The organism is Streptomyces sp. NBC_01320 (genome assembly GCF_035974375.1).
In the GTDB taxonomy this organism is placed as follows: Bacteria; Actinomycetota; Actinomycetes; order Streptomycetales; family Streptomycetaceae; genus Streptomyces; species Streptomyces yanii.
Genome location: NZ_CP108390.1, coordinates 11136626 through 11155567 on the forward strand (window position 1 = coordinate 11136626; position 18942 = coordinate 11155567).

General features: G+C 68.0%; 17 protein-coding genes and 5 pseudogenes. 10 read left to right on the top strand and 12 right to left on the bottom strand.

What is annotated here, in order from left to right; translation table 11 throughout:
• The first annotated feature begins 234 nt into the window (after positions 1 to 234).
• From OG395_RS51125 to OG395_RS51135, 3 genes are all read left to right on the top strand, one after another.
• Positions 235 to 1425 carry an NAD(P)/FAD-dependent oxidoreductase gene (locus tag OG395_RS51125; protein ID WP_327249003.1) on the top strand — a complete coding sequence of 397 codons (1191 nt, stop codon included), beginning with the start codon at positions 235 to 237 and terminating at the stop codon, positions 1423 to 1425.
• 10 nt (positions 1426 to 1435) lie between these two features.
• Positions 1436 to 2374 (top strand): sigma-70 family RNA polymerase sigma factor, encoded by a 939-nt coding sequence (locus OG395_RS51130; protein WP_327249004.1) that lies wholly within the window; start codon positions 1436 to 1438, stop codon positions 2372 to 2374.
• 482 nt (positions 2375 to 2856) lie between these two features.
• The gene (locus OG395_RS51135) at positions 2857 to 3618 is read left to right on the top strand and encodes a hypothetical protein (protein WP_327249005.1); all 762 of its coding nucleotides are present in this window, start codon (positions 2857 to 2859) and stop codon (positions 3616 to 3618) included.
• 391 nt (positions 3619 to 4009) lie between these two features.
• On the opposite strand, the pseudogene OG395_RS51140 reads toward OG395_RS51135, so the two are convergent.
• The 3 genes and pseudogenes from OG395_RS51140 to OG395_RS51150 form a co-directional block, all read right to left on the bottom strand.
• A pseudogene (locus OG395_RS51140) lies at positions 4010 to 4643 on the bottom strand (telomere-associated protein Tap); the annotation flags it as partial.
• Between the two features lie 120 nt (positions 4644 to 4763).
• Positions 4764 to 5207, bottom strand: coding sequence for an SRPBCC family protein (locus tag OG395_RS51145; protein WP_327249006.1), 444 nt, complete (start codon positions 5205 to 5207; stop codon positions 4764 to 4766).
• A 323-nt stretch (positions 5208 to 5530) separates the two neighbouring features.
• Positions 5531 to 5884 (bottom strand): annotated as a pseudogene (locus OG395_RS51150) (universal stress protein); the annotation flags it as partial.
• 209 nt (positions 5885 to 6093) lie between these two features.
• On the opposite strand from OG395_RS51150, the gene OG395_RS51155 reads away from it, so the two are divergent.
• Positions 6094 to 8394 (top strand): discoidin domain-containing protein, encoded by a 2301-nt coding sequence (locus tag OG395_RS51155; RefSeq protein ID WP_327249007.1) that lies wholly within the window; start codon positions 6094 to 6096, stop codon positions 8392 to 8394.
• Between the two features lie 97 nt (positions 8395 to 8491).
• On the opposite strand, the pseudogene OG395_RS51160 reads toward OG395_RS51155, so the two are convergent.
• The 3 genes and pseudogenes from OG395_RS51160 to OG395_RS51170 form a co-directional block, all read right to left on the bottom strand.
• Positions 8492 to 8745: pseudogene (locus tag OG395_RS51160) on the bottom strand (IS200/IS605 family accessory protein TnpB-related protein); the annotation flags it as partial.
• A 1-nt stretch (position 8746) separates the two neighbouring features.
• A pseudogene (locus OG395_RS51165) lies at positions 8747 to 8854 on the bottom strand (alkene reductase); the annotation flags it as partial.
• Between the two features lie 93 nt (positions 8855 to 8947).
• Positions 8948 to 9121, bottom strand: a complete 174-nt coding sequence (locus OG395_RS51170) for a hypothetical protein (protein ID WP_266992672.1) — start codon at positions 9119 to 9121, stop codon at positions 8948 to 8950.
• A gap of 284 nt (positions 9122 to 9405) precedes the next feature.
• Here OG395_RS51170 and OG395_RS51175 point away from each other — a divergent pair, with 284 nt between their 5' ends.
• Positions 9406 to 10140: a helix-turn-helix transcriptional regulator gene (locus OG395_RS51175; protein ID WP_327249008.1), complete on the top strand. Its 735-nt coding sequence runs from the start codon at positions 9406 to 9408 to the stop codon at positions 10138 to 10140.
• A gap of 268 nt (positions 10141 to 10408) precedes the next feature.
• On the opposite strand, the gene OG395_RS51180 is transcribed toward OG395_RS51175, so the two are convergent.
• Both OG395_RS51180 and OG395_RS51185 read right to left on the bottom strand, forming a co-directional pair.
• Entirely contained in the window at positions 10409 to 10579 is a 171-nt protein-coding gene (locus OG395_RS51180) for a hypothetical protein (protein WP_327249009.1), read from the bottom strand.
• A gap of 176 nt (positions 10580 to 10755) precedes the next feature.
• On the bottom strand, positions 10756 to 11085 hold the full coding sequence (locus OG395_RS51185) for an antibiotic biosynthesis monooxygenase family protein (protein ID WP_327249010.1): 330 nt from the start codon (positions 11083 to 11085) through the stop codon (positions 10756 to 10758).
• Positions 11086 to 11815: 730 nt separating this feature from the next.
• On the opposite strand from OG395_RS51185, the gene OG395_RS58805 reads away from it, so the two are divergent.
• The gene (locus OG395_RS58805) at positions 11816 to 12133 is read left to right on the top strand and encodes a DUF6980 family protein (protein WP_442818710.1); all 318 of its coding nucleotides are present in this window, start codon (positions 11816 to 11818) and stop codon (positions 12131 to 12133) included.
• Positions 12134 to 12231: 98 nt separating this feature from the next.
• Here the strand turns inward: OG395_RS58805 and OG395_RS51195 are convergent, their stop codons facing one another.
• Positions 12232 to 12921, bottom strand: a complete 690-nt coding sequence (locus tag OG395_RS51195) for a type 1 glutamine amidotransferase domain-containing protein (RefSeq protein WP_327249011.1) — start codon at positions 12919 to 12921, stop codon at positions 12232 to 12234.
• Positions 12922 to 13193: 272 nt separating this feature from the next.
• Between OG395_RS51195 and OG395_RS51200 the strand changes: the two genes are divergently transcribed.
• Complete coding sequence (locus OG395_RS51200; protein WP_327249012.1) at positions 13194 to 14408, top strand: RNA-guided endonuclease InsQ/TnpB family protein; 1215 nt, start codon at positions 13194 to 13196, stop codon at positions 14406 to 14408.
• A 65-nt stretch (positions 14409 to 14473) separates the two neighbouring features.
• Here OG395_RS51200 and OG395_RS51205 read toward each other — a convergent pair whose 3' ends face one another.
• Both OG395_RS51205 and OG395_RS51210 read right to left on the bottom strand, forming a co-directional pair.
• The gene (locus OG395_RS51205; protein ID WP_327249013.1) at positions 14474 to 14860 is read right to left on the bottom strand and encodes an integrase; all 387 of its coding nucleotides are present in this window, start codon (positions 14858 to 14860) and stop codon (positions 14474 to 14476) included.
• A gap of 758 nt (positions 14861 to 15618) precedes the next feature.
• Positions 15619 to 15792, bottom strand: a complete 174-nt coding sequence (locus tag OG395_RS51210) for a hypothetical protein (protein ID WP_327249014.1) — start codon at positions 15790 to 15792, stop codon at positions 15619 to 15621.
• A 203-nt stretch (positions 15793 to 15995) separates the two neighbouring features.
• Here OG395_RS51210 and OG395_RS51215 point away from each other — a divergent pair.
• Positions 15996 to 16139, top strand: a pseudogene (locus OG395_RS51215) (transposase); the annotation flags it as partial.
• Positions 16140 to 16274: 135 nt separating this feature from the next.
• Here the strand turns inward: OG395_RS51215 and OG395_RS51220 are convergent.
• Positions 16275 to 17168: an alpha/beta hydrolase gene (locus OG395_RS51220; RefSeq protein WP_327249015.1), complete on the bottom strand. Its 894-nt coding sequence runs from the start codon at positions 17166 to 17168 to the stop codon at positions 16275 to 16277.
• Between the two features lie 195 nt (positions 17169 to 17363).
• Here OG395_RS51220 and OG395_RS51225 point away from each other — a divergent pair, with 195 nt between their 5' ends.
• Together OG395_RS51225 and OG395_RS51230 are read left to right on the top strand one after the other, a co-directional pair.
• Positions 17364 to 18242, top strand: coding sequence for a helix-turn-helix domain-containing protein (locus OG395_RS51225; protein WP_327249016.1), 879 nt, complete (start codon positions 17364 to 17366; stop codon positions 18240 to 18242).
• Positions 18239 to 18628, top strand: a complete 390-nt coding sequence (locus OG395_RS51230) for a DUF2255 family protein (protein WP_327249017.1) — start codon at positions 18239 to 18241, stop codon at positions 18626 to 18628. Before OG395_RS51225 ends, OG395_RS51230 begins: the two co-directional genes overlap by 4 nt.
• Positions 18629 to 18942 lie beyond the last annotated feature (314 nt).

Genomic DNA, 18942 nt, shown 5'->3' on the forward strand with positions numbered 1-18942 from the left:
CTACAACACTCAACTCGCCCGTTGAGTTGGCGGGTTATGTGACGCCGATCGATAGTTGGCCCTCTCGATCCATAGTTGCCATGGCCTCGTTTCGACTGCCCAAGGCAGGCCCAAGCGACTGTCGGAGGCTCAGCCGCTCGCCTTGGCTCAGTGACCCGCGTCACATCCGGATCCTGTCAGTAATCGGGGCGCCGTCTCGTTCAAGGGGCACGCGAACGAGACAGGAGCAACGCCATGAAGCACCGCATCGTCGTACTCGGCGCCGGATACGCCGGGGCCTTCGCCGCCGGAAACCTGGCCCGCCGGCTCTCCCCCGCCGACACCGAGATCACCGTCGTCAACGCCGTGCCCGACTTCGTTGAGCGGATGCGGCTCCACCAGCTCGCGATCGGCCAGGACCTCGCGTTCCGCAAGCTCGCCGACGTATTCGCGGGCACCGGGGTGCGGCTGCGCCTGGCGCGCGTCACCGGCGTCGACCCCGAGCGCAGGACCGTCGCCGTGACCGGCGAGGACGGCGACGGCGAGCTTGCGTACGACACGCTTGTCTACGCGCTCGGCAGCTCCGTAGCGGACCATGGCGTCCCCGGCGTGGCCGAGTACGCCTTCGATGTGACCGGCCTGTCATCGGCGCTGCATCTGCGCGAGCGCCTGGCCGGACTGGGTGAGGGCGGCACCGTGCTGGTCGTCGGTGAGGGTCTGACCGGCATCGAGACCGCCACCGAGTTCGCCGAGTCCCGGCCCGACCTCTCGGTCGCGCTCGCCGCCCGCGGAGAGCTGGGCGCCTGGCTCTCCTCGAAGGCCCGCCGTCACCTGCGCCAGGCCTTCGACCGGCTCGGCATCACCGTCCACGAGCACACCGGCATCGAAGCCGTCGAGCCGACACGGGCGATCGCCGCGGACGGTACGTCCATCCCGGCCGACGTAACCGTGTGGTCGGCCGGGTTCGCCGTGCACCCCATTGCGGCCGCCAGCGGCCTGGAGGTCGCCGAGACCGGCCAGATCGTCGTCGACCGCACCATGCGCTCGGTCTCACACCCGGACGTCTACGCCGCCGGTGACTGCGCCTACGCGATCGGCGAGAACGGCCGGCCGCTGCCGATGTCCTGCGCCTCGGCCGGCTTCACCAACATGCAGGCGACCGCCGCGATCATCGCGCGCCTGACGGGCAGTGAGGTCCCGACCACCGGGCTGAAGTACTACGGCAACCACATCAGCCTCGGGCGGCGGGACGCGATCTTCCAGATGGTGGACGGGGACGTTCGGTCGAAGTCCTGGTACCTGGGCGGCCGGACCGCCGCGCGGCTCAAGTCGGGCGTGCTCAAGGGGGCCGGGTGGGGCATCGCCCACCCGACCTTCGGCATGCCGAAGCGCAAGCGCCGCCTGGCCACCGCACCTGACCGGGTCGGTGTGAGGGTCGCCGCATAGGCTGTTCCGCATGGACAGCGCAGCCATCGATCGGTTCGAGGCCAGCCGGGACCGGCTGGCCTCGCTCGCGTACCGTCTGCTCGGCTCGGCGGCCGACGCCGAGGACGCCGTGCAGGACGCGTTCCTGCGCTGGCAGGCCACGGACCGGGAACGTATCGAGGTGCCGGAGGCGTGGCTGACCAAGGTCGTCACCAATCTCTGCCTCGACCAGCTCCGCTCGGCGCAGGCGCGCCATGAGCGCGCTGTCGGAGACTGGTTGCCCGAGCCACTCCTCGAGGGCGACCCGATGCTCGGCCCTGCCGATACCTTCGAGCAGCGTGAATCGGTGTCCTTGGCTGTACTGACCCTCATGGAGCGCCTCTCGCCGGTCGAGCGGGCTGCTTACGTCCTGCGCGAGGCTTTCTCGTACCCCCACGCCGAGATCGCCGGGATCCTCGACATCACCGAGTCCGCGAGCCAGCAGCATGTCCACCGGGCCCGACGCCGGGTCGCCGCCGAGCGCCGCGGCGGCGACGAGGTGGACCCCGCGTCCGCGCGCCGGATCGTCGAAGAATTCCTCGCCGCCGCCACGTCGGGGCGCACCGAACGGCTGGTGGCGATGCTCACCGCCGACGCGACCGCGGTCTCGGACGGCGCCGGACTGGCCAGGCGGCTGCTGCGGTACAAGACGCGCGAGCGCATCGCCTCCTACGTGCGGGCCGGCTTCAAACCCACTCCGGCCAAGCGGCGGCTGGCCGGCGGCTCCCCCGCGATCCACGTCGCGCTGGTCAACGGCTCCCCGGCCGTCCTCGCCGTGGTCGACGACCGGGTCGTGGGCGCCGTGGCGTTCGAAGTCAGCGACGGCAAGGTCGCGTCCCTGCGCGGCATCGCCGCCGCGGACCGGCTCGCGCGCCTCAATGAGGCCTGGCGGCAGCACGAACCCGACGCGCCGGTCATCAACGCATGGTGACCAGAGCCACCGGAATCCAGTGACCCCAGCGAGGACGGCACCCCTTCGGCCCCCGCACTGCACAGCAGCACGGGGGCCGAAGCACGTCGGTCTCCCGAATCGGACTCGGCCGTGCAGTTCGGATCCCCGATGGCCAACTATCGGTCGACACAGTGGCCAACTACGACGTCACCGAGGGCTGACCCGTGAAGGCCGTATGGAGGGCATGCCGCCCCTCGTCGCCGTAGAACTGTGCCGCCAGATCACCGTCCTGGCGCTGCCCGCGGCCCACGCATGGGCGGACTGCGCCGCACGATGGACGCGTCCACGGAGGGGCGGCAGGTCCTGCGGGCGGTGGTGTCGCGCCGGTCGCCCATGCGTATCTGAGGGTCACGTTGCCCGAGTACGGCAAGAACGAGTGCACTCCGGTTGCCGGTGGATCTCCTTGCCTGCTTGATCGCGACCGGAAGAGACTGGAGTCCTTTCGGTGGGGGAGACGAGGGATGACCACGATGAGAATCGGTACCGTCCAGGGGGCGGACGGACCGCCGCTGCCCCCGCCGAGAGCCGGCCTGAACCGGCTGGCGGGTGCGGCGCTGATCGTTCTGTCCCTGGCCGCCGCACTGACCTGCTATTTCGTCTTCACCACCTGGCTGCCCACCGATCGCACCCTGTACCGGGAGTACAAGGCAGCCGAGGCGTGCCCCGCCCGCACAGTGATACCGAGATCGGAGGACTGCCTGCGGAAGGTCACCTTCACCGTCGAGGGCACCCGGAAGACCCCCAAGCACATGCGGGCGAACCTGCTCGGCCCGGAGCCCTTCCCGAGGATGGTCGTGCCGTTCGGCGACCCGGGGCCGGTGTTGAGCGGGCTTCAGCGGGGGGACCGGGTCACCGGTACCGTGTGGCGCGGCGTTGTCGTGGTGGTCGCCGAGGGGGACGTTCGGCAGAATTCCGCCGGCGCGCCTCGCGACGAACCCCAAATGACAGCCGCCGTCGGCACGTTCGCGGGGCTGCTGGCGGCGTTGGCGCTGATGTTCGGTGCGATGCATCTGGTCAGGCCTCGCGACCCCGGACTCTTCACCTGGCGGCCGTACGGCAAGTGGCTGCTCATCGTCACGGCAGCCACCTGCGCCGTCGTGGGTCTGTCCACCGTGTGGACAGGCCTCTCGTGGTTGCTCGTGCCCACCGTCTGCGGGGCGGTCGTCGCAGGTACGGCGTGGTTCCTCCACCGAGACCTGCGGCTCGGACGGGTCGGCCGGTAGAACGGGCACGATATTGCGAACAACAGACGTTCAGTCTGGCCTTCTTGTGTATCGCGAAACAACCAGTACCGCTCCGGGGTTGAACCGGGCCCGCGTAGTCCTTCCCGCTGATGCAGACTCAGCGCGACTGGAACACCACGTACCGAGCCCTCGCTGCGCCACACCCGCCGAATCACGCCTGCTACGACGTCGCCTGCTGTACCTGTCCGCCCGGATCCTGTGGCATCCCTTCTGGGGTACCGCCCCCGGCGGGGCCGCAGCGGGTCGCGTGGAGCTTCGGTGCCAGACCCCTACGGATGGCCGATCAGCGGCGAGAGCGGCAGAGCGACACGGGGATGGGGCGTGTCGCCGTGCCCGCTGCGGCTTTGTCGAGGATGCCCATCGAGTGCTCCTACTCTCCGCCGTTTACGGCGTCGGTGCCCTTGATGTGCCGGGCGGGGTTGTGCCCTTCTTCGAGCATCGCGACGGCCCACGGCAGTTCCTGGATGCCTTCGTGCTTGACCATGCCGGGGCTGACCCTGAGGCGGAACGTGCCGGCGGCGGCCTTGCTGTCGGCCGTGTACGGCAGGACGTCGAGCGGGGACGGACCGTTGCTGAGGTAGACGGCGCAGTCCCACAGCAGCGCGATCGGCAGCAGCACGTCCTCGCCGAGCACCAGATGCCCTGCAGGAGCCGGGCCCTGCAGGGCGGCCAGTGCCGTCTTCAGCAGCCTTGCGGTGCATGTTGACGCGGGCAGTGGAGATGATCGCGGCGCGGATGTCGGGGCGCCAGATCGGCCGCTCCAGCGCGGGCCACCGCTCCCCGACCACATACTCGGTGCCCTGCGGGCCCTCGCGGAGCTTGCCGATGCCGCCCTTGACCTTCGCCTTGATCGCGGACAGCACCGCGGCCATGCCGGGATCGGTCTGCTTGTGCGTCTCCATCGCGGTCAGGAACTCCGCCTCCTTCATACCCGCCACGACGCCGAGGTCGGCCATCGTCTGCTTGTACGCCTCGGCCAGGTGCTCGGACCAGGGATCCAGGTACGGTGTGCGCGGCACCTCGGGCGGACCGCCGAGGGCCCGGGAGTCCGGTCGACGCCCGGCGGGGCGCTTCGGGCGACACCCGCCGACCGCCTACGGAGCGGCGCCGCATGGCGCCGGGGTTCAGCCCTTGGCGAGGTAGGAGCCGAGGGAGTCCAGAAGCATGTTGCTGCCCGCTTCGGCCATTTCGCGCTCCTGCGCGCTGTCACAGCTCTGGGACAGCGTGACACGGGTGGTTCCGGCCCCGGCCGATTCCTCGAAGACCAGCGTCATGGTCGCGGGTACGGACCTGCCGGGCACGTCCATGCCGATGACCAGGCGCTCGTCGGGCACCACAGCGAGGTACGAGCCGGTGAGGGGAATCCGTTGCCCGTCGGGGGTGACCATCACCGCTTTCCACGTCCCACCGGGCCGCGCGTCGATCTCCACTGTTCCGGGTGCGGCCCCGGCCCACTGCTCGTACTGCGCCGGGGCGGTCCAGGCATCGAAGACCTGGGAGGCGGAGGCGTCCAGGTCACGGGTCAGCGTGTAGGTGTGCTCCTGCGGCGGAGGGGTGCTCTGGCTCATGAGTTTCTCCTTTTCGGCCGGTGGGTGTCACCGGAGATACAAGGGACATGGATATGACGGACCGGACAGGTCGAACTCATCGCTCCTGGAACGATTCTCTGTCGGGAGTGCAGTCCGATGTCGCGGTTTCGGACCTCCAGCGGAAATCCGGACGGCTACTTGACCGCTCCTGCGGTCAGCCCCGCGGCGATGGGCACGCCCGTGTCCGGGTCTGGGTGCGCATGAGGCGTGAGTCCAGCGGGGGAGTCGTTCTCCCGGCCCGCGGGCACCTGTGGAGCGGGAGGCGCGGCGTGCGGTCAGGGCGACCTGCCCGTGTGTCACCCGGCCAGGGACACCGCCGTTGATCCCAGCAGCAGGCCGATGAACCCACCCAAACCCCGGGATCCGACGACCACCAGGTCGGCGGCCCGTGACTCAGCCTCCAGCACCGCCACCGCGTCGCCGGTCACCACGGACTCGGTGACCTCCACCTCAGGCACCACGCTCTGGGCATGCTGCGCAGCCTCGTGCACCAGGCGATTGAGCGGCGACGGGTCCAGCGGCGCATACATGTGCCTGATACGCCAACTGAAGGCGTGCACCACACGCAGCTGAGCACGACGCCGCTGGGCTTCCCTCGCAGCCGCTTCCACCGCGGAAAGACTCGACGACTAGCCGTCCACTCCCACGACAACCAGATCTTGGCCGGCCCCAGCGGGGACCTGACCCTCGAGAACCCGGGCGCCGTGCTGCCCGGAGGTCTAGACCAAGTGGTCTAGACCTCGACTGGAAACTCGGGTATACCTTCTTCAATTCCGCTCGAACGGAGGTTGGAGTGCGCATAAACAGACATGCTGCTCGACTGGTCAGAGCGATAGCGCTCGGATTGTTCGTGCCCCTCCTGGCAGTGCCGTCAGCAGGCGCCGAACCCGTCCCCGCGAACACCGACGTCAACCCCCGACCCGTCGTGGTGCCCGCTCTTCAGCAGTGGGAGGGCGGAACGGGTTCGTTCGAGTTACGCAAGCACAGCCGGATCGTGCTGGCCAAGAAGCAGGCCGACGAACTCGACGACCAGGCCGCGCAACTCTCGGCCGAGATCGAAGAAGTGACAGGGCACAAGCCGGACGTGTCCCCCCGGATCCCGCAGGACGGCGACATCGTCCTGTCGATCGATCCCTCCCTCGCCGACGCGACGGGTGGCACCCGGTTCGCCGAGGAGGGGTACACCCTCACGGCCACCGATCGCAACGTGACGATCGCCGCGCCGACCGCGAAGGGTGTCTACTATGGCACCCGCAGCCTTCTGCAGATCCTTCTGCTCGACGACGGCCGCGATTCCGTTCCCGTGGGCACGGCAGTGGACTGGCCCAACTACAAAGTCCGCGGCTTCATGCTGGACGTCGGGCGGCGGTTCTTCACCGCCGACTACATCCGCGACTACCTGCGGGTGATGGGCTGGTTCAAACTCAACCAGCTGCAGTTGCACCTCAACGACAACGGTTTCAAGGGCGACAAACCCTGGAGCGAGGTGCAGGCCGGCTTCCGGCTCAAGACCGGCAACCCCGAGCTGGCCGGGCTGGCTTCCCAGGACGGGTCCTATGACCGCGCCGACTGGGACTCCTTCGAGGACACCGCCGCCGCAAACGGCGTCACGATCATCCCCGAGATCGACGCCCCCGCCCACTCGCTGGCGTTCATCCAGTTCCGCCCGTCGCTCGGCCTCAACAACGGCCAGTCCGACCACCTCGATCTGTCCAAGCCTGAGACCACCGCGTTCATGAAGTCGGTGTTCGACGAGTTCGTGCCCTGGTTCCGCAGTCCCGATGTGCACTTCGGCGCCGACGAGTACACGGTGGACAAGCCCCGCTACAAGGTCTACTTCAACGAGATGGCCGCCCACATCCGCGCGCTCGGCAAGCAGCCACGGGCCTGGGGCAGCCTGTCGGTCATGGCGGCCAACAGCGATGGTTACGACCGCGACGTGACCATGAACAGCTGGAACAACGGCTGGTACGGGCCGCAGGCGCTCAAGCGAGACGGCTACTCCTTCATCAACACCAACGATGCCCTGCTCTACATCGTCCCGTTCGCGGGCTACTACCACGGCCACGGGCTGGACGGTAAGTACCTCTATGACCAATGGGAACCGAATGTCTTCCCAGGCGGGCAGAGCATGGCCCCTCGTGACCCGCAGTTGCTCGGAGCCATGTCGGCAGTGTGGAACGACCTGACCGAGGCCACCTACTCGGAGCTGGACGTGCACGGGCTGGTCGAGCCCACGTTCGGCACGCTGGCTCAGAAGATGTGGAGCGGGGCCAAGGCCGATATGCCATACAGCGCCTTCCTCGAAACGATCCGCAAGCTTGGCGTGGGCACCGGGCTGACGAAGGTCTCCACGACACTCGCCGCGTCGGCGTCGGGAGAGGTGAGCCTGGGCAAGGAGGCGACCGCCTCCGCCGGTGATGCGGCGGCAGCCTTCGACGGGGTGCGCACCACCAACTGGGCCAGTGGTCCAGGAGATGAGGCATGGCTGCAGGTCAACCTCGGCAAGCCGGTCGCGATCAGCAAGGTCGAGCTGGACTGGGCACCCGACTACGGGCGGGACTACGAGGTCCAGGTGTCACGTGACGGCGAGAAGTGGACCACCGTCGCGAGCCGTACCGGCCGCGAAGCCGCGGGAGCAGACACTCTGACGTTCGATCCGGTTACGGCGCGGCACGTACGGCTCGTCGGCACGCAGGCGGGCAAGAAGCAGAACGGTTACGCCCTGTGGAGCATGCGCGTCTTCGAGGTGCCGGACCTGGCGCTGCACCGGCCTACCACCGCGTCCTCGACCGAAGTGGCGAGCCTGGGACCGGAGAACGCCACCGACGGTGACGGCAAGACCCGATGGGCCAGTGCCTACCGCGACGGTGAATGGATCCAGGTCGACCTCGGCTCCCCGCAGACCGTCCAGCGTGTCCTGCTCGACTGGGAGAACGCCTCCGGTCGTGACTACGACATCCAGGTCTCCGGCGACGCCACCAACTGGAAGACGGTGGCCTCGGTTCGGGGCAAGCCGTCCGGCGCCCGCGTGGACGAGCTCACCTTCGATCCGGTGACCGCCCGGTACGTGCGGATGCAAGGCATCAAGCGGACAACCGGCTGGGGCTACTCGCTGTGGCGCCTGGAAGTTCGTTCCATGAGCCCGGAGTCCGACCCCGCGTAACCCGCGACCAGGCACCGAGGCTTTGAGATCACGAGGGATCCGCGCCGGTCATGGCGTCGCCTGTGCGACTGGCGCGGATCCCTCGAGTCGAGGCTTCCATTGCGATACCCGCGGCATCGTGGCGGGACATCTTTCGGTGGGGGTGGCCAGCGGTTTCTGCCAGTGCTGACCACCCCACATGCTGGTGTAGGCGGGGTCGACCGCGACGATGCTCAGGCCGTGTTCGGCGGCCATGGAGACGAGCCGAGCTTTGAGCTTGCCGGTCGGGATGCCGGAGATGAGCTGCCGGAATCGTTTGCGGCGGCCGTGTTTCTCGCGGGCTTTCTCGGTGGTGAAGTCGAGGTCTTCGATCCTTGTCCGCGCCAACGGCCTCGACAGTCGCAGCCACGGCCTCGACGGCGAACCGGATGCGGCCCGCGACCGTGCCGCCGTAGCAGTCCGCGCGCTGGTTGGCGTTGGAGGGTGGCACTGCTCAACGTTCGCTGTCGCAGGACATCCGGCGGCCGCCGTTGCACTTTTCGGTGCAACGGCGGCCGCGACGGCGGGATCGTTACTACAGCTCGCGCTCGATCTGGCTCTCGCTGACCTTGTCTTCGCGCATGGTCGCCTCGTTCTGGACGGCGTAGCGAGCTTGCGCCCCGCTGCCCTCGGCGCTCCGGATCTCGCCTCGCTGAAGCTCATCCTGCTGATCCCGGTACTCCACGTGCTGTCCCTTGCGGTAGGGCATGGGAATCTCCAAGTCTCGTGTGGCTCGGTGGGGGGCTGTCCCCGCCCGTTCGGCAGGGGGTGCTCCGCCCTCTTGGCGCCCGCGACTATCGCCAGGCGCACTGACAGTCCACTTCCAACTACGCGCACCAGCAACCACTACGGGCCGAATGGGGGACCCCTCGTCCCCCCTGCCGACACCGCGCCGGCGGGGATCGGTGACACCCTAGGTCCGCTGTCGCGGGACTGGTCGGGTAGCCGGAGACCATTACTGACCTCCGGCCCCCTCAGAACCAGACGTGCGGCGTGAACCGCATCCGGCTCAAGCAAGCCACTGGGGCTTCGCAAGCGCCGGATATCAGCATCGAATACCTGACCCGCATCGAACAGGGCCGCGACCGCAATCCCTCGATAGCGGTGGTGAACGCGCTCGCCGATGCGCTCAGTCGCGACCCCTCGGAGCGCAACCGTGTGCGCTACCTCTCGAAGATCATCGCCGGCGCATGCTCCGGTCACGCCCAGCCCGCACCACCGCGCCGCGACGTCCGTCCTTCCGTCCTGGAGACTCTCCGCGTCCTGGAACCGGGCATCGCCATGGTGACCAACCGGCTGGGCGACGTCCTCGCCCACACCAGTGCGTTCGAGTCGGTGACGAGCGGAACCGGACTGCTCGACGCCGACAACCCGAACCTCACCCGCTGCGTCTTCACCGACGCCCGTGCCCGGACGTTCTTCACCGACTGGGACGATGTCGCGGACGAGCAGGCCTTCGACCTGTGGCTCGCACCATCCGTTGACAACTCCGAGTGGTTCACCACGGAACTCGCGCCCCTCGCTGGCCTCGCCTTCGCACGGCGCCTGAACTGTCATGTGGTTCCGCAACGCGGAGTCCTCCGGCTCAACCACCCCTCCGGGTGCCGACTCGAGCTGCTCCACGAGACGCTCGATCTGTCCGCGGACGCACGACAACTGGTCGTCTTCCTCCCTGTGGACGAGAGGACGGCCCAGGCCGTCGAGCAACTCCGCCACCGGCCTCACTGACGGCTAAGGGCTGTCCGGTAATCCCTGGCGGAACGGCGCGCGGCGTCAGATGCGGTGCATCGCAGGGCTGAGGAGAGTCCTCATACTGGGCGTATTCGGGCGTTCTGACAACGCGGCGAGGTGCCGTAGCTGTTGTCGTGCGCCCGCCAGGGATTACGGAACAGCCCTTAGGTAGCGCGGGCCTGGCGCACCCACGAGCGGAAGATCGTCCCGCTCGTTGTCGGCTGCAAACGCGTCGCCGGGCAGGCGGCCGTAGTCGTGCGGCCAGTTACTCGGGAGCGATCTCGACGGCGGTCACCAGTACTGCCAGTAGTTCGGCGCGTGAGGTGCGTTCCCCGGCGGCCGCGGCAGCGCGGACCAGGGTGTTCAGCCTGTGGTCGACGCCCTCGGACCAGAGCACCGAGGTCTGGCAGCGCTGCTGACGGCACAGCAACTCCACGGTTCTCCCTCGGTGACATGCCTCCGGAGCGCACTGCTCCGGAGGCACGGCGTATCCGGGGAGCAGAAGGGAGCCTGGCCATACCGAGACCAATGTCCGGCTCCCGCCCTGCGTCCTGTGCTCTGACCGCCGTCATGGCCCGAAGTGGGTCCTCGCGCGAAGAGTCGACGACCTGTCTACGCGCTTGTCGGCGCCGCTTGCTGCACGACCTCGAAGGACCACAGTGTGGACCCGCTTGCCGCCGGCTTGGGATGTTCGTCGCTCGGTGCGCCACTGCCTTGGTGGGCGGCCTTCATGGGGCCCTCCATCCAGGCTTGGAAAGAGTCCTCGTCACGCCACCGCGTGTAGACTAGGTAGTTGTCGGTGCCGTCGACGGGGCGGAGGAGTTCGAACCACTCGAACCCGTCGGAACTCTCTACCGCATGGGCACGGGATGCGAAGCGTTTCTCCAGCGTCTCCCGCTGCTCGGCGGGGACGGTCAGTACGTTGATCTTGACTACGCTCATGGCCCCATCTTGCCGCACGGCGGCCGGCAGTATGAGGAGTGGCTCGTGTATGGCGTGGTTCCGTGGGGCGCCGCCCGGATCGGGACCGGCACTCGGGGACGTGACGGAGCCCGTGGTTCCTACGCCGTCCAGCCGAGCCCTAGCCGTGCTGCCCGTGAGCAGTGTTGGTGGCCTGGCCGGGGGTGATCAATTCGGCACCGACTGGCGCGGACTTCACCGGGATCAAGGCACTCCTGGCTCCGGCCCTCAAGTGCGTGACAACGAGGGCCACAGATGGAGTGTCAGCTCGTGCGTTCCGAGGACATGCGACTCCGGGCGCTCACGGGATGGGGAGCCTCTGCGAGTCGCCTAGCGTCGGCCCGCCAGGTGCAGGGGTGGGGCCCGCCGACGCGGCGGACCCCACCCTTCCGCCGCGCCCCCTCCGCCAGGCTGTCCCGCTTCCAGGTGTCATCCCGCTGCCGACGGCGGAACAGGCCGTACACCCGGCCCCAGGGGCCGTACCGTTCCGGCACATCCCCTCTACGGCGTCCCCGTCCGGTTACGTCACCGTATGCCGTCGATCAGCTGCCGCGTCGTCCATATCGGCGGTCGGCCCGGCTTCCTATCCACCGGCAACAACGGTTTCAGGCGGGCCCATTGCGCGTCCGTCAGGTCTCCACGTCCCACTTGGTGATCATCCCGGACCGTGATCAGCTTCCGATCGGGGTGCTGATCGCGAAAGACTGGGGCCATGACCCACCACTGCTGCGAAGAGATGACGAGCCAGGTGAGCTGGCACTGTGACCGGCACGATGACCCCTCCAGCTGTCCGGACGCCCTGGTTGGGTTCACTGCCAAGTTCCAGGAGTACGGGTTGTTTATCCACGACGGGGGCACTTCAAGGATCGGGATCGTCTTCTGCCCGTGGTGCGGGCAGCGTCTCCCCGAGTCGCAACGGGACCGGTGGTTCGAAGAACTGGAAAGTTGCGGGATCGATCCATGGGCGGACGAGGTTCCGGCCGAGTTTCAGGACGATCGCTGGCTCGCCTCACCGCAGGAGAAGCGATGAGCCGGACAGCACCTTGATCGACATTCGATTCACGGCCTAGCGGCGCAGGCCGCATCGCAGGTAGGACCCTGCCGGTATGCAAAGCACGGCGACGCTCCTCAAAGGACCTTGAGTAGACGTTCGGCCAGGACGGCTGCCGAGGCAGGGTTCTGTCCGGTGAACAGGTTGCGGTCAACCACCGTATAGGGCTTCCACATCTCGCCCTTGGTGAACTCGACTCCCAGGTCAATGAGCTCGTCCTCCAACAACCAGCGGGCCCTCGGGCCCAACCCGACCGCGTGCTCTTCCTCGTTGGTGAACGCCGTGATCCGGTATCCGGCGAAGGGCGATACGCCTTGGATCCTGGTCGCCAGCATCGCGGCCGGGGCGTGGCAGACAATGGCGAGGGGCTTGCCAGCGGCGAGCGCCGCGGTCAGCAACCGTCCGGCGTCCGCGTCGACGCACAGGTCTTCCATGGGGCCGTGGCCGCCCGGGAGGTAGACGGCGTCGTAATCTTCCAAGCGGGCGTCCGCCAATTGGATCGGCCGCCGCATCACCTCTGCAGAGCGAATGACCGCCTCCAGATCGAGAGCGATCTGAGCGCTGCCGGCCATCTCGGGGCGCAGGCTCATCATGTCCACGGTCGGGACCACCCCGTTGGGGGTGGCGACCACGATCTGGTGGCCGGCCTCGGTGAGCGCCTTGTACGGGGCCGCGAACTCCTCGGCCCAGTAACCCGTCGCATGCCTGGTGCCGTCCTTGAGCGTCCAGTACGCCGCGCCAGTCATCACGAAAAGTAGCTTCGTCATCGGACAATCGACTCCTCATTCATATTTGATCTGATTAGCGCAGATTCATTACAGGTGCACCTTATGTCGAAGTATGAGCCATGCCACACGCGGCAGCCGATCTGCCGGACTGCGCGAGCCGAAAATGCCATCCCTGATCTTCGCAGGGAATCCCGGCCTTCGGGCCGGGCGGGAATGCGATCCCGAACGCGGAGGCGCGGAGCGCCGGAGTTCTCTGCGTTGTCAGTGGCGCCAGCTATGTTGACCGCACTGATCGAAGGAGGGCGGGCCGGATGATTCGTGCGTACAAGTTCCTGATGCGGCCCACCGCCCGGCAGGCGGTCGCGCTCGGTGAGATGCTGCGCGATCACTGCTCGCTGTACAACGGGGCGTTGCAGGAACGCCGCGATGCCTACCGCCACCCCTCGAAGACGAGTATCCGCTACGGGATGCAGTCGGCCCAGCTCAAGGAGATCCGGGCGTTCGATCCGGAGCGTCAGGGGCGTTGGTCGTTCTCCTCGCAGCAGGCCACGCTGCGCCGTCTGGACAAGGCCTTCGCCGCGTTCTTCCGCCGGATCAGAGCCGGCCGGACGCCGGGATATCCGCGTTTTCGTGGGGTGAACTGGTTCGACACGGTGGAGTTCCCGAAGGACGGGGACGGGGTCCGGTGGGACTCCACCCCGCACGACCGGGTGACCCGCGTCCGCTTCCGGGGCGTCGGGCATGTCAAGGTCAACCAGCACCGGCCCGTGGCCGGCAAGGTCAAGACCGTGTCGGTCAAGCGTGAGGGCCGCAAGTGGTTCGTCGTGCTGACCGCCGAACACGACCGGCCCGAGCCGCTCGAGGCAACGGGCAGCATGGTCGGCATCGACCTCGGCATCGCCAACTTCCTCGCCGACTCGGGCGGCCGGTTCGTGCCCAGCCCGCGCCATGGCCGCCGGGCCGCCGCAGGGCTCCAGGCCGCGCAACTGGCCCTGTCCCGGTTCCCACGCTGCAAGGCGAAGAACCGCACCGCCAACCACCAACGTGCGGTGGAGAAGGTCGCTGCCCTGCATGGCAAGGTGCGGCGTCAACGGCTCGACCACGCACACAAGACCGCCCTCGACCTGGTCCGCGCGCACGATGTCATCGCGCACGAAGACCTCAAGATCCGCAACATGAGCAAGGCCCCCGCACCCAAGCCCGACCCCGAGCAGGCGGGCGCGTTCCTGCCCAACGGGGCCACGGCCAAGGCCGGGCTGAACCGTTCGATCAACGATGCCGGTTGGGGGGTGTTCCTCGCGATCTTGAACGCAAAGGCTGAGAGTGCCGGGCGGGAAGTGATGGCCGTGGATCCCCGCAACACCTCCCGGCGGTGTCCCGAATGTGGGCACACCGCGAAGGAGAACCGGCCCACACAGGAGAAGTTCCACTGCCGGGCCTGCGGCCACACCGCGCACGCCGACACAGTGGGAGCACTCAATATTCTCCGGGCCGGGCTGGTCCGTCGCAACGCCAACCAGGCATAGCGAGAAGCCCCGTCCCTTCAGGGCGGGGAGGAGTCACCCGGGCAGTGCAGGCGACATGGCGGTTCTCATGTGAGGATGCTGCCGAGCCGCTCCCGTCTCCGTATCTCGGGGCAAGCGATCTGCCCCGGATCGGTGGTCGGCGCGGGCGACGAGTGCAGCGGGCGGGCGTTGCCGATGCCCTGATGCAGCTGGTGGGAGTCATGGAATTGTTCGAACTCCCTTATAGCCTGGAGGAGATGGCATTGGATCCAGATCAGGATGCGATCCAGAAGTCCACACCGGCAGATCTGTACCCACCTCTCCCAGATGGAGTTCATTCTCGGCATCTCGATGTCGCCGAGGACGACTCCGACGCCTGCATCGTTGAGGACGGCGTCGAACAGGTCAGGAAACCTCCCGTTGCGGTCCCGCATCGGGAACCGTGCCTGCCAGCCGGCGTCCTCGAGGTCCATGACGAGATTCTTCGCGGCTGCGCCACCCAGAATGTGCCAGGGTGACGGTGGCGCCCAAGATCCGGATCCGTCGGCCGGCGTGCTCGATCACCACGAACAGTGGACTCGGCTGCAGACTCCAGATATGACCAGATTCCGCGGCTGCCCGGTCGAGTGTCTGTGCCGACAGCCCCAAATCTGCGCCGTCCTGGCAAAGGTCGGCAGCCATCCCACAGACTCACGCTATGGACGCAGGACTCGCAGGACTTCTTGGTGGAGTCATCGGAGCGGCCGTCGGCGCACTCGGCGCTACGGCATCCGCATGGATCACCGGACGGAAGGCAGAGCAACAGGCCAAGATCCTGGCGGAAGCACAGGTAGGGCACGTACGCCTTCAGATAGACGCTGACCGGACTCGTGCACTTCGCGAATCGCGCAAGGCGGCCTACGTGGCCTTTGCCGAGGGCTGGAGGCTGCTACACGAAACGCTCCGCGAGGCAGCCATCAAACTGACGCAAGAACGGCCTGCTCGTGGAATTCACCGACATCGATTACCTCGACACCGACTATGCCTGCTGCGGAGTGCCGGTTGCCGCCGCTGCGTCCCGTCCTGCGACAGGCTTGCGGCCTCGCCGCCGCGATACCCGCCCGGGAGTCGGCCGTGGCTGAGGACCTGAGCATGGACACAGTGGCACTGTTCCACGTTTGCTGTCGCAGGACATCCGGCGGCCGCCGTTGCACTTTTCGGTGCAACGGCGGCCGCGACGGCGGGATCGTTACTACAGCTCGCGCTCGATCTGGCTCTCGCTGACCTTGTCTTCGCGCAGGGTCGCCTCGTTCTGGACGGCGTAGCGAGCTTGCGCCCCGCTGCCCTCGGCGCTGCGGATCTCGCCTCGCTGAAGCTCGTCCTGCTGGTCCCGGTACTCCACGTGCTGTCCCTTGCGGTAGGGCATGGGGATCTCCAAGTCTTGTGTGGGTCGGTGGGGGGCTGCCCCTGCATGTTCGGTAGGGGCCCCGCCCTCTTGGCGCCCGCGACTATCGCCAGGCGTACTGACAGCCCACCTCCAACTACGCGCACCAGCAACCACTGCGGGCCGAATGGGGGACCCCTCGTCCAGCCTGCCGATATCATGCCGTCGGGGATCGCTGACAACGGCACAAGCGGATCCGAGCCCGCGTTGAGCACGCTTTCGCCCGAATGAAGACCTGGAAGATCCTCCGCGACTGCCGTCTCAAAGGCGATGGCGTCCATCACGCCATGCTCGGCATCGCCCGCCTACACAACCCGACCCTCGTCGGAGAGACGGCCGGATCGCTCGACGACAGTCCCGCCACTGTGTTTTCGACGCGGTTGCCGGTGCTCGTCGCCCCGCCGAGGACTGTCTTCAGATGGCCGACAACATCCTCGAGGCCCTTGCCCGTCGCGGAGTGCTCATCAGTCGGTGGTGAGGTGGGTGGTGTAGAAGCCGGTGAGCTTGTCGATGGCGGGGTCGATGTACTTCTTCTTGTCGTAGAGGTCGACGTGGCTGGCGCTCTTGATCCAGTGGATCTCCTTGGGGCCGGTGGCGCGCTGGTGGGCTTCGACGGCCATCCAGGCGGTGACGGCGCGTTCGCCGATGATCTGGAGGATGGGGCGGGGGCCGATCAGCGGGACGGCGAAGAAGGCGTCGTGGAAGGCCATCCTGTCGATGCTCTCCCAGGCGAGGGTCTTCGCGGAGCGGTCGTGCCGGCCGCGCGGGGTGCAGTAGTACTCGAAGCCTTCGACGCCGTGCCGGCCGCCGAGCGCGCGGGCCTGCTCGGCGGTCTCCGGGAACATGGTCATCGTGCCGGGGTCCTCGCCGCGTGCGGCGGCGTGCAGCAGGGCCTGGAAGACGGCCGGATCCTGGGTGCCGTCGGCGCCGAGACGGAACTGGCGGGCGGGCTCGGCGGTGGACACGGCTTTGACGCGGTGGTCGCCGCCGGTGGCGGCCAGCGAGTAGCTGCCGGAGGCGCAGATGCCCAGCAGGCCGATGCGGTCGGCGTCGACCTCGTCGAGGGTGGTGAGGTAGGAGACGGCGGCCTTGAAGTCCTCCACCCGCTGGGCGGGGTCCTCCAGGCCCCGCGGCAGGCCGCCGGACTCGCCCTGGTAGGTGGCGTCGAAGGCGAGGGCGACGAAACCGCGCTCGGCCATCAGCTGCGCGTACTTGCCGGAGGTCTGTTCCTTCACGCTGGTGCCGGGGTGACCGACCACGAGTGCCGGCCGCGGACCCGACGCCGGCGTGTCGGGGGTGTAGAGGTGGCCGGCGAGCGGGATGCCGGCGCTGTCGAAGCTGACGGTGGTCTGGGCCACGAGGGATTCTCCGTAAGACGGTGATGACGTGTCGTCACGCACCCGCGCGGCGGACCCGGGGCCCGCACCCTGCTGGGCACACATCCACGTTCCGTCAGTCTCCGCACGAGCGGGAGAGCCAGGTTTCTGCCTGGGAAAGAACGTGACCCCTCAAACATGTGCCGTGGTCCTCGCGGCGCAATGACACTGGAGAGCATGACTTCAGACTCCGACTCCCGGGCGCTGGGCGCCTTCCTCAAGGCCCGCCGGGCCCAGCTGACACCGCGGGAGTGCGGCCTTCCCGAGACGGACTCCGCCCGCAAAGTCGCCGGACTGCGCCGCGAGGAGGTCGCCCAGCTCGCCGCCATCAGCGTGGACTACTACACACGACTGGAACAGGGCCGCGTCCGGGCATCCGTACCCGTGCTCACCACTCTGGCCCGCGCCCTGCGCCTCGACGACGACCAGCAGAAATACCTCTACGAACTCGCCGGCCGAACCGACGCCCACCCACGCCGCCGCCGACCCGTCCAACGCCTGCGCCCCGCCATGCGACGTCTGCTCGACCAGCTCACCGAAACCCCCGCGCTCGTCCTTGGCAAACGCCTGGACATCCTGGCCTGGAATTCCGCCGCCGTAGCCCTCTACACCGACTTCGCCGCCATCCCGGCCCACCGGCGCAACTACATGCGGCTGCTGTTCACGAACCCGGTGGTCCGGCAGCTGCACCAGGACTGGGCCCACGACGCCCGGGAAGCCGTCGCCGCGCTGCGCATGGAGGCCGCGGCCGACCCCGACGATCCCGACCTCGCCCAGCTCGTCGGTGAACTGTGCCTCCAGGAACCCGACTTCCGCACCTGGTGGGCCGAACACCGTGTCAACAGCGCCAGTTACGGCACCAAGCACTACCGCCACCACCTGGTGGGCGACCTCACCCTCGACTGCGACACCTGGAGCAGCCCCGACGGCTCGGGGCAGCGCCTGATGATCCTGAGCGCCGAATCCGGAAGCCCCTCCCACGACGCCCTGCGCATCCTCACCTCATGGACTACCCGGCAACAGAGCACCGACCGGACGGAAGACCTGACGCGATGACGACCTGGACACCCGAAGATCTCGTCCTTCTCACCGGGTCCGAATCCCTCGTCCTGACCGCCGGGGACGTCGGTCCCCCCGGCGTGGAGATCGGTATGGTCCTGGTTTGCGGCGAGCTGTATGTCCGGGCCTACCGAGGGGTCCGGTCCCGCTGGTACCAGGCGGCGCAGAAGCATAGCCACGGACAGATCCGGGTGGGGGCCGTCACCCGCGACGTCCTCCTGGAAACCCGTGACACCAGGCCCGCCTCCGAGATCGACGCCGCCTACCGGAACAAGTACGGACAGGTGGCCGGCCCCCTCGCCGCGAGCCCCGCGGCACACGCCGCGACGATACGGATCGACCCGGAGCCCTCATCGAACGGCGCCACGGGCCTTTCCCGCTGACGGAACGGGGCCCCGGGCAACGTCAGCGCGCAGCAGCGCACGCTCACCGCTGAGCTGTCCGGCGAGACGGCCTGCCACGAGAGTTCCGCAGCTGCCGTGATCTCCCGTTTCGCTAGCATCGGGCGCATTGAAGGAGAAGGTTCCCGCGAGCCGACATATCGTGATGGCCTGCAGCAGCGGTGTTGACGGCTGGTCACCCACCCACGACAGCACGGTGTGGGCCCGGCTCATCGACATCCAGGACGCCGCGACCGACCAGGCGGCCCGCACCAGTGCCTGGTGCGCCCTGCTTCGGATCCAGAAGCGCAAGCTGA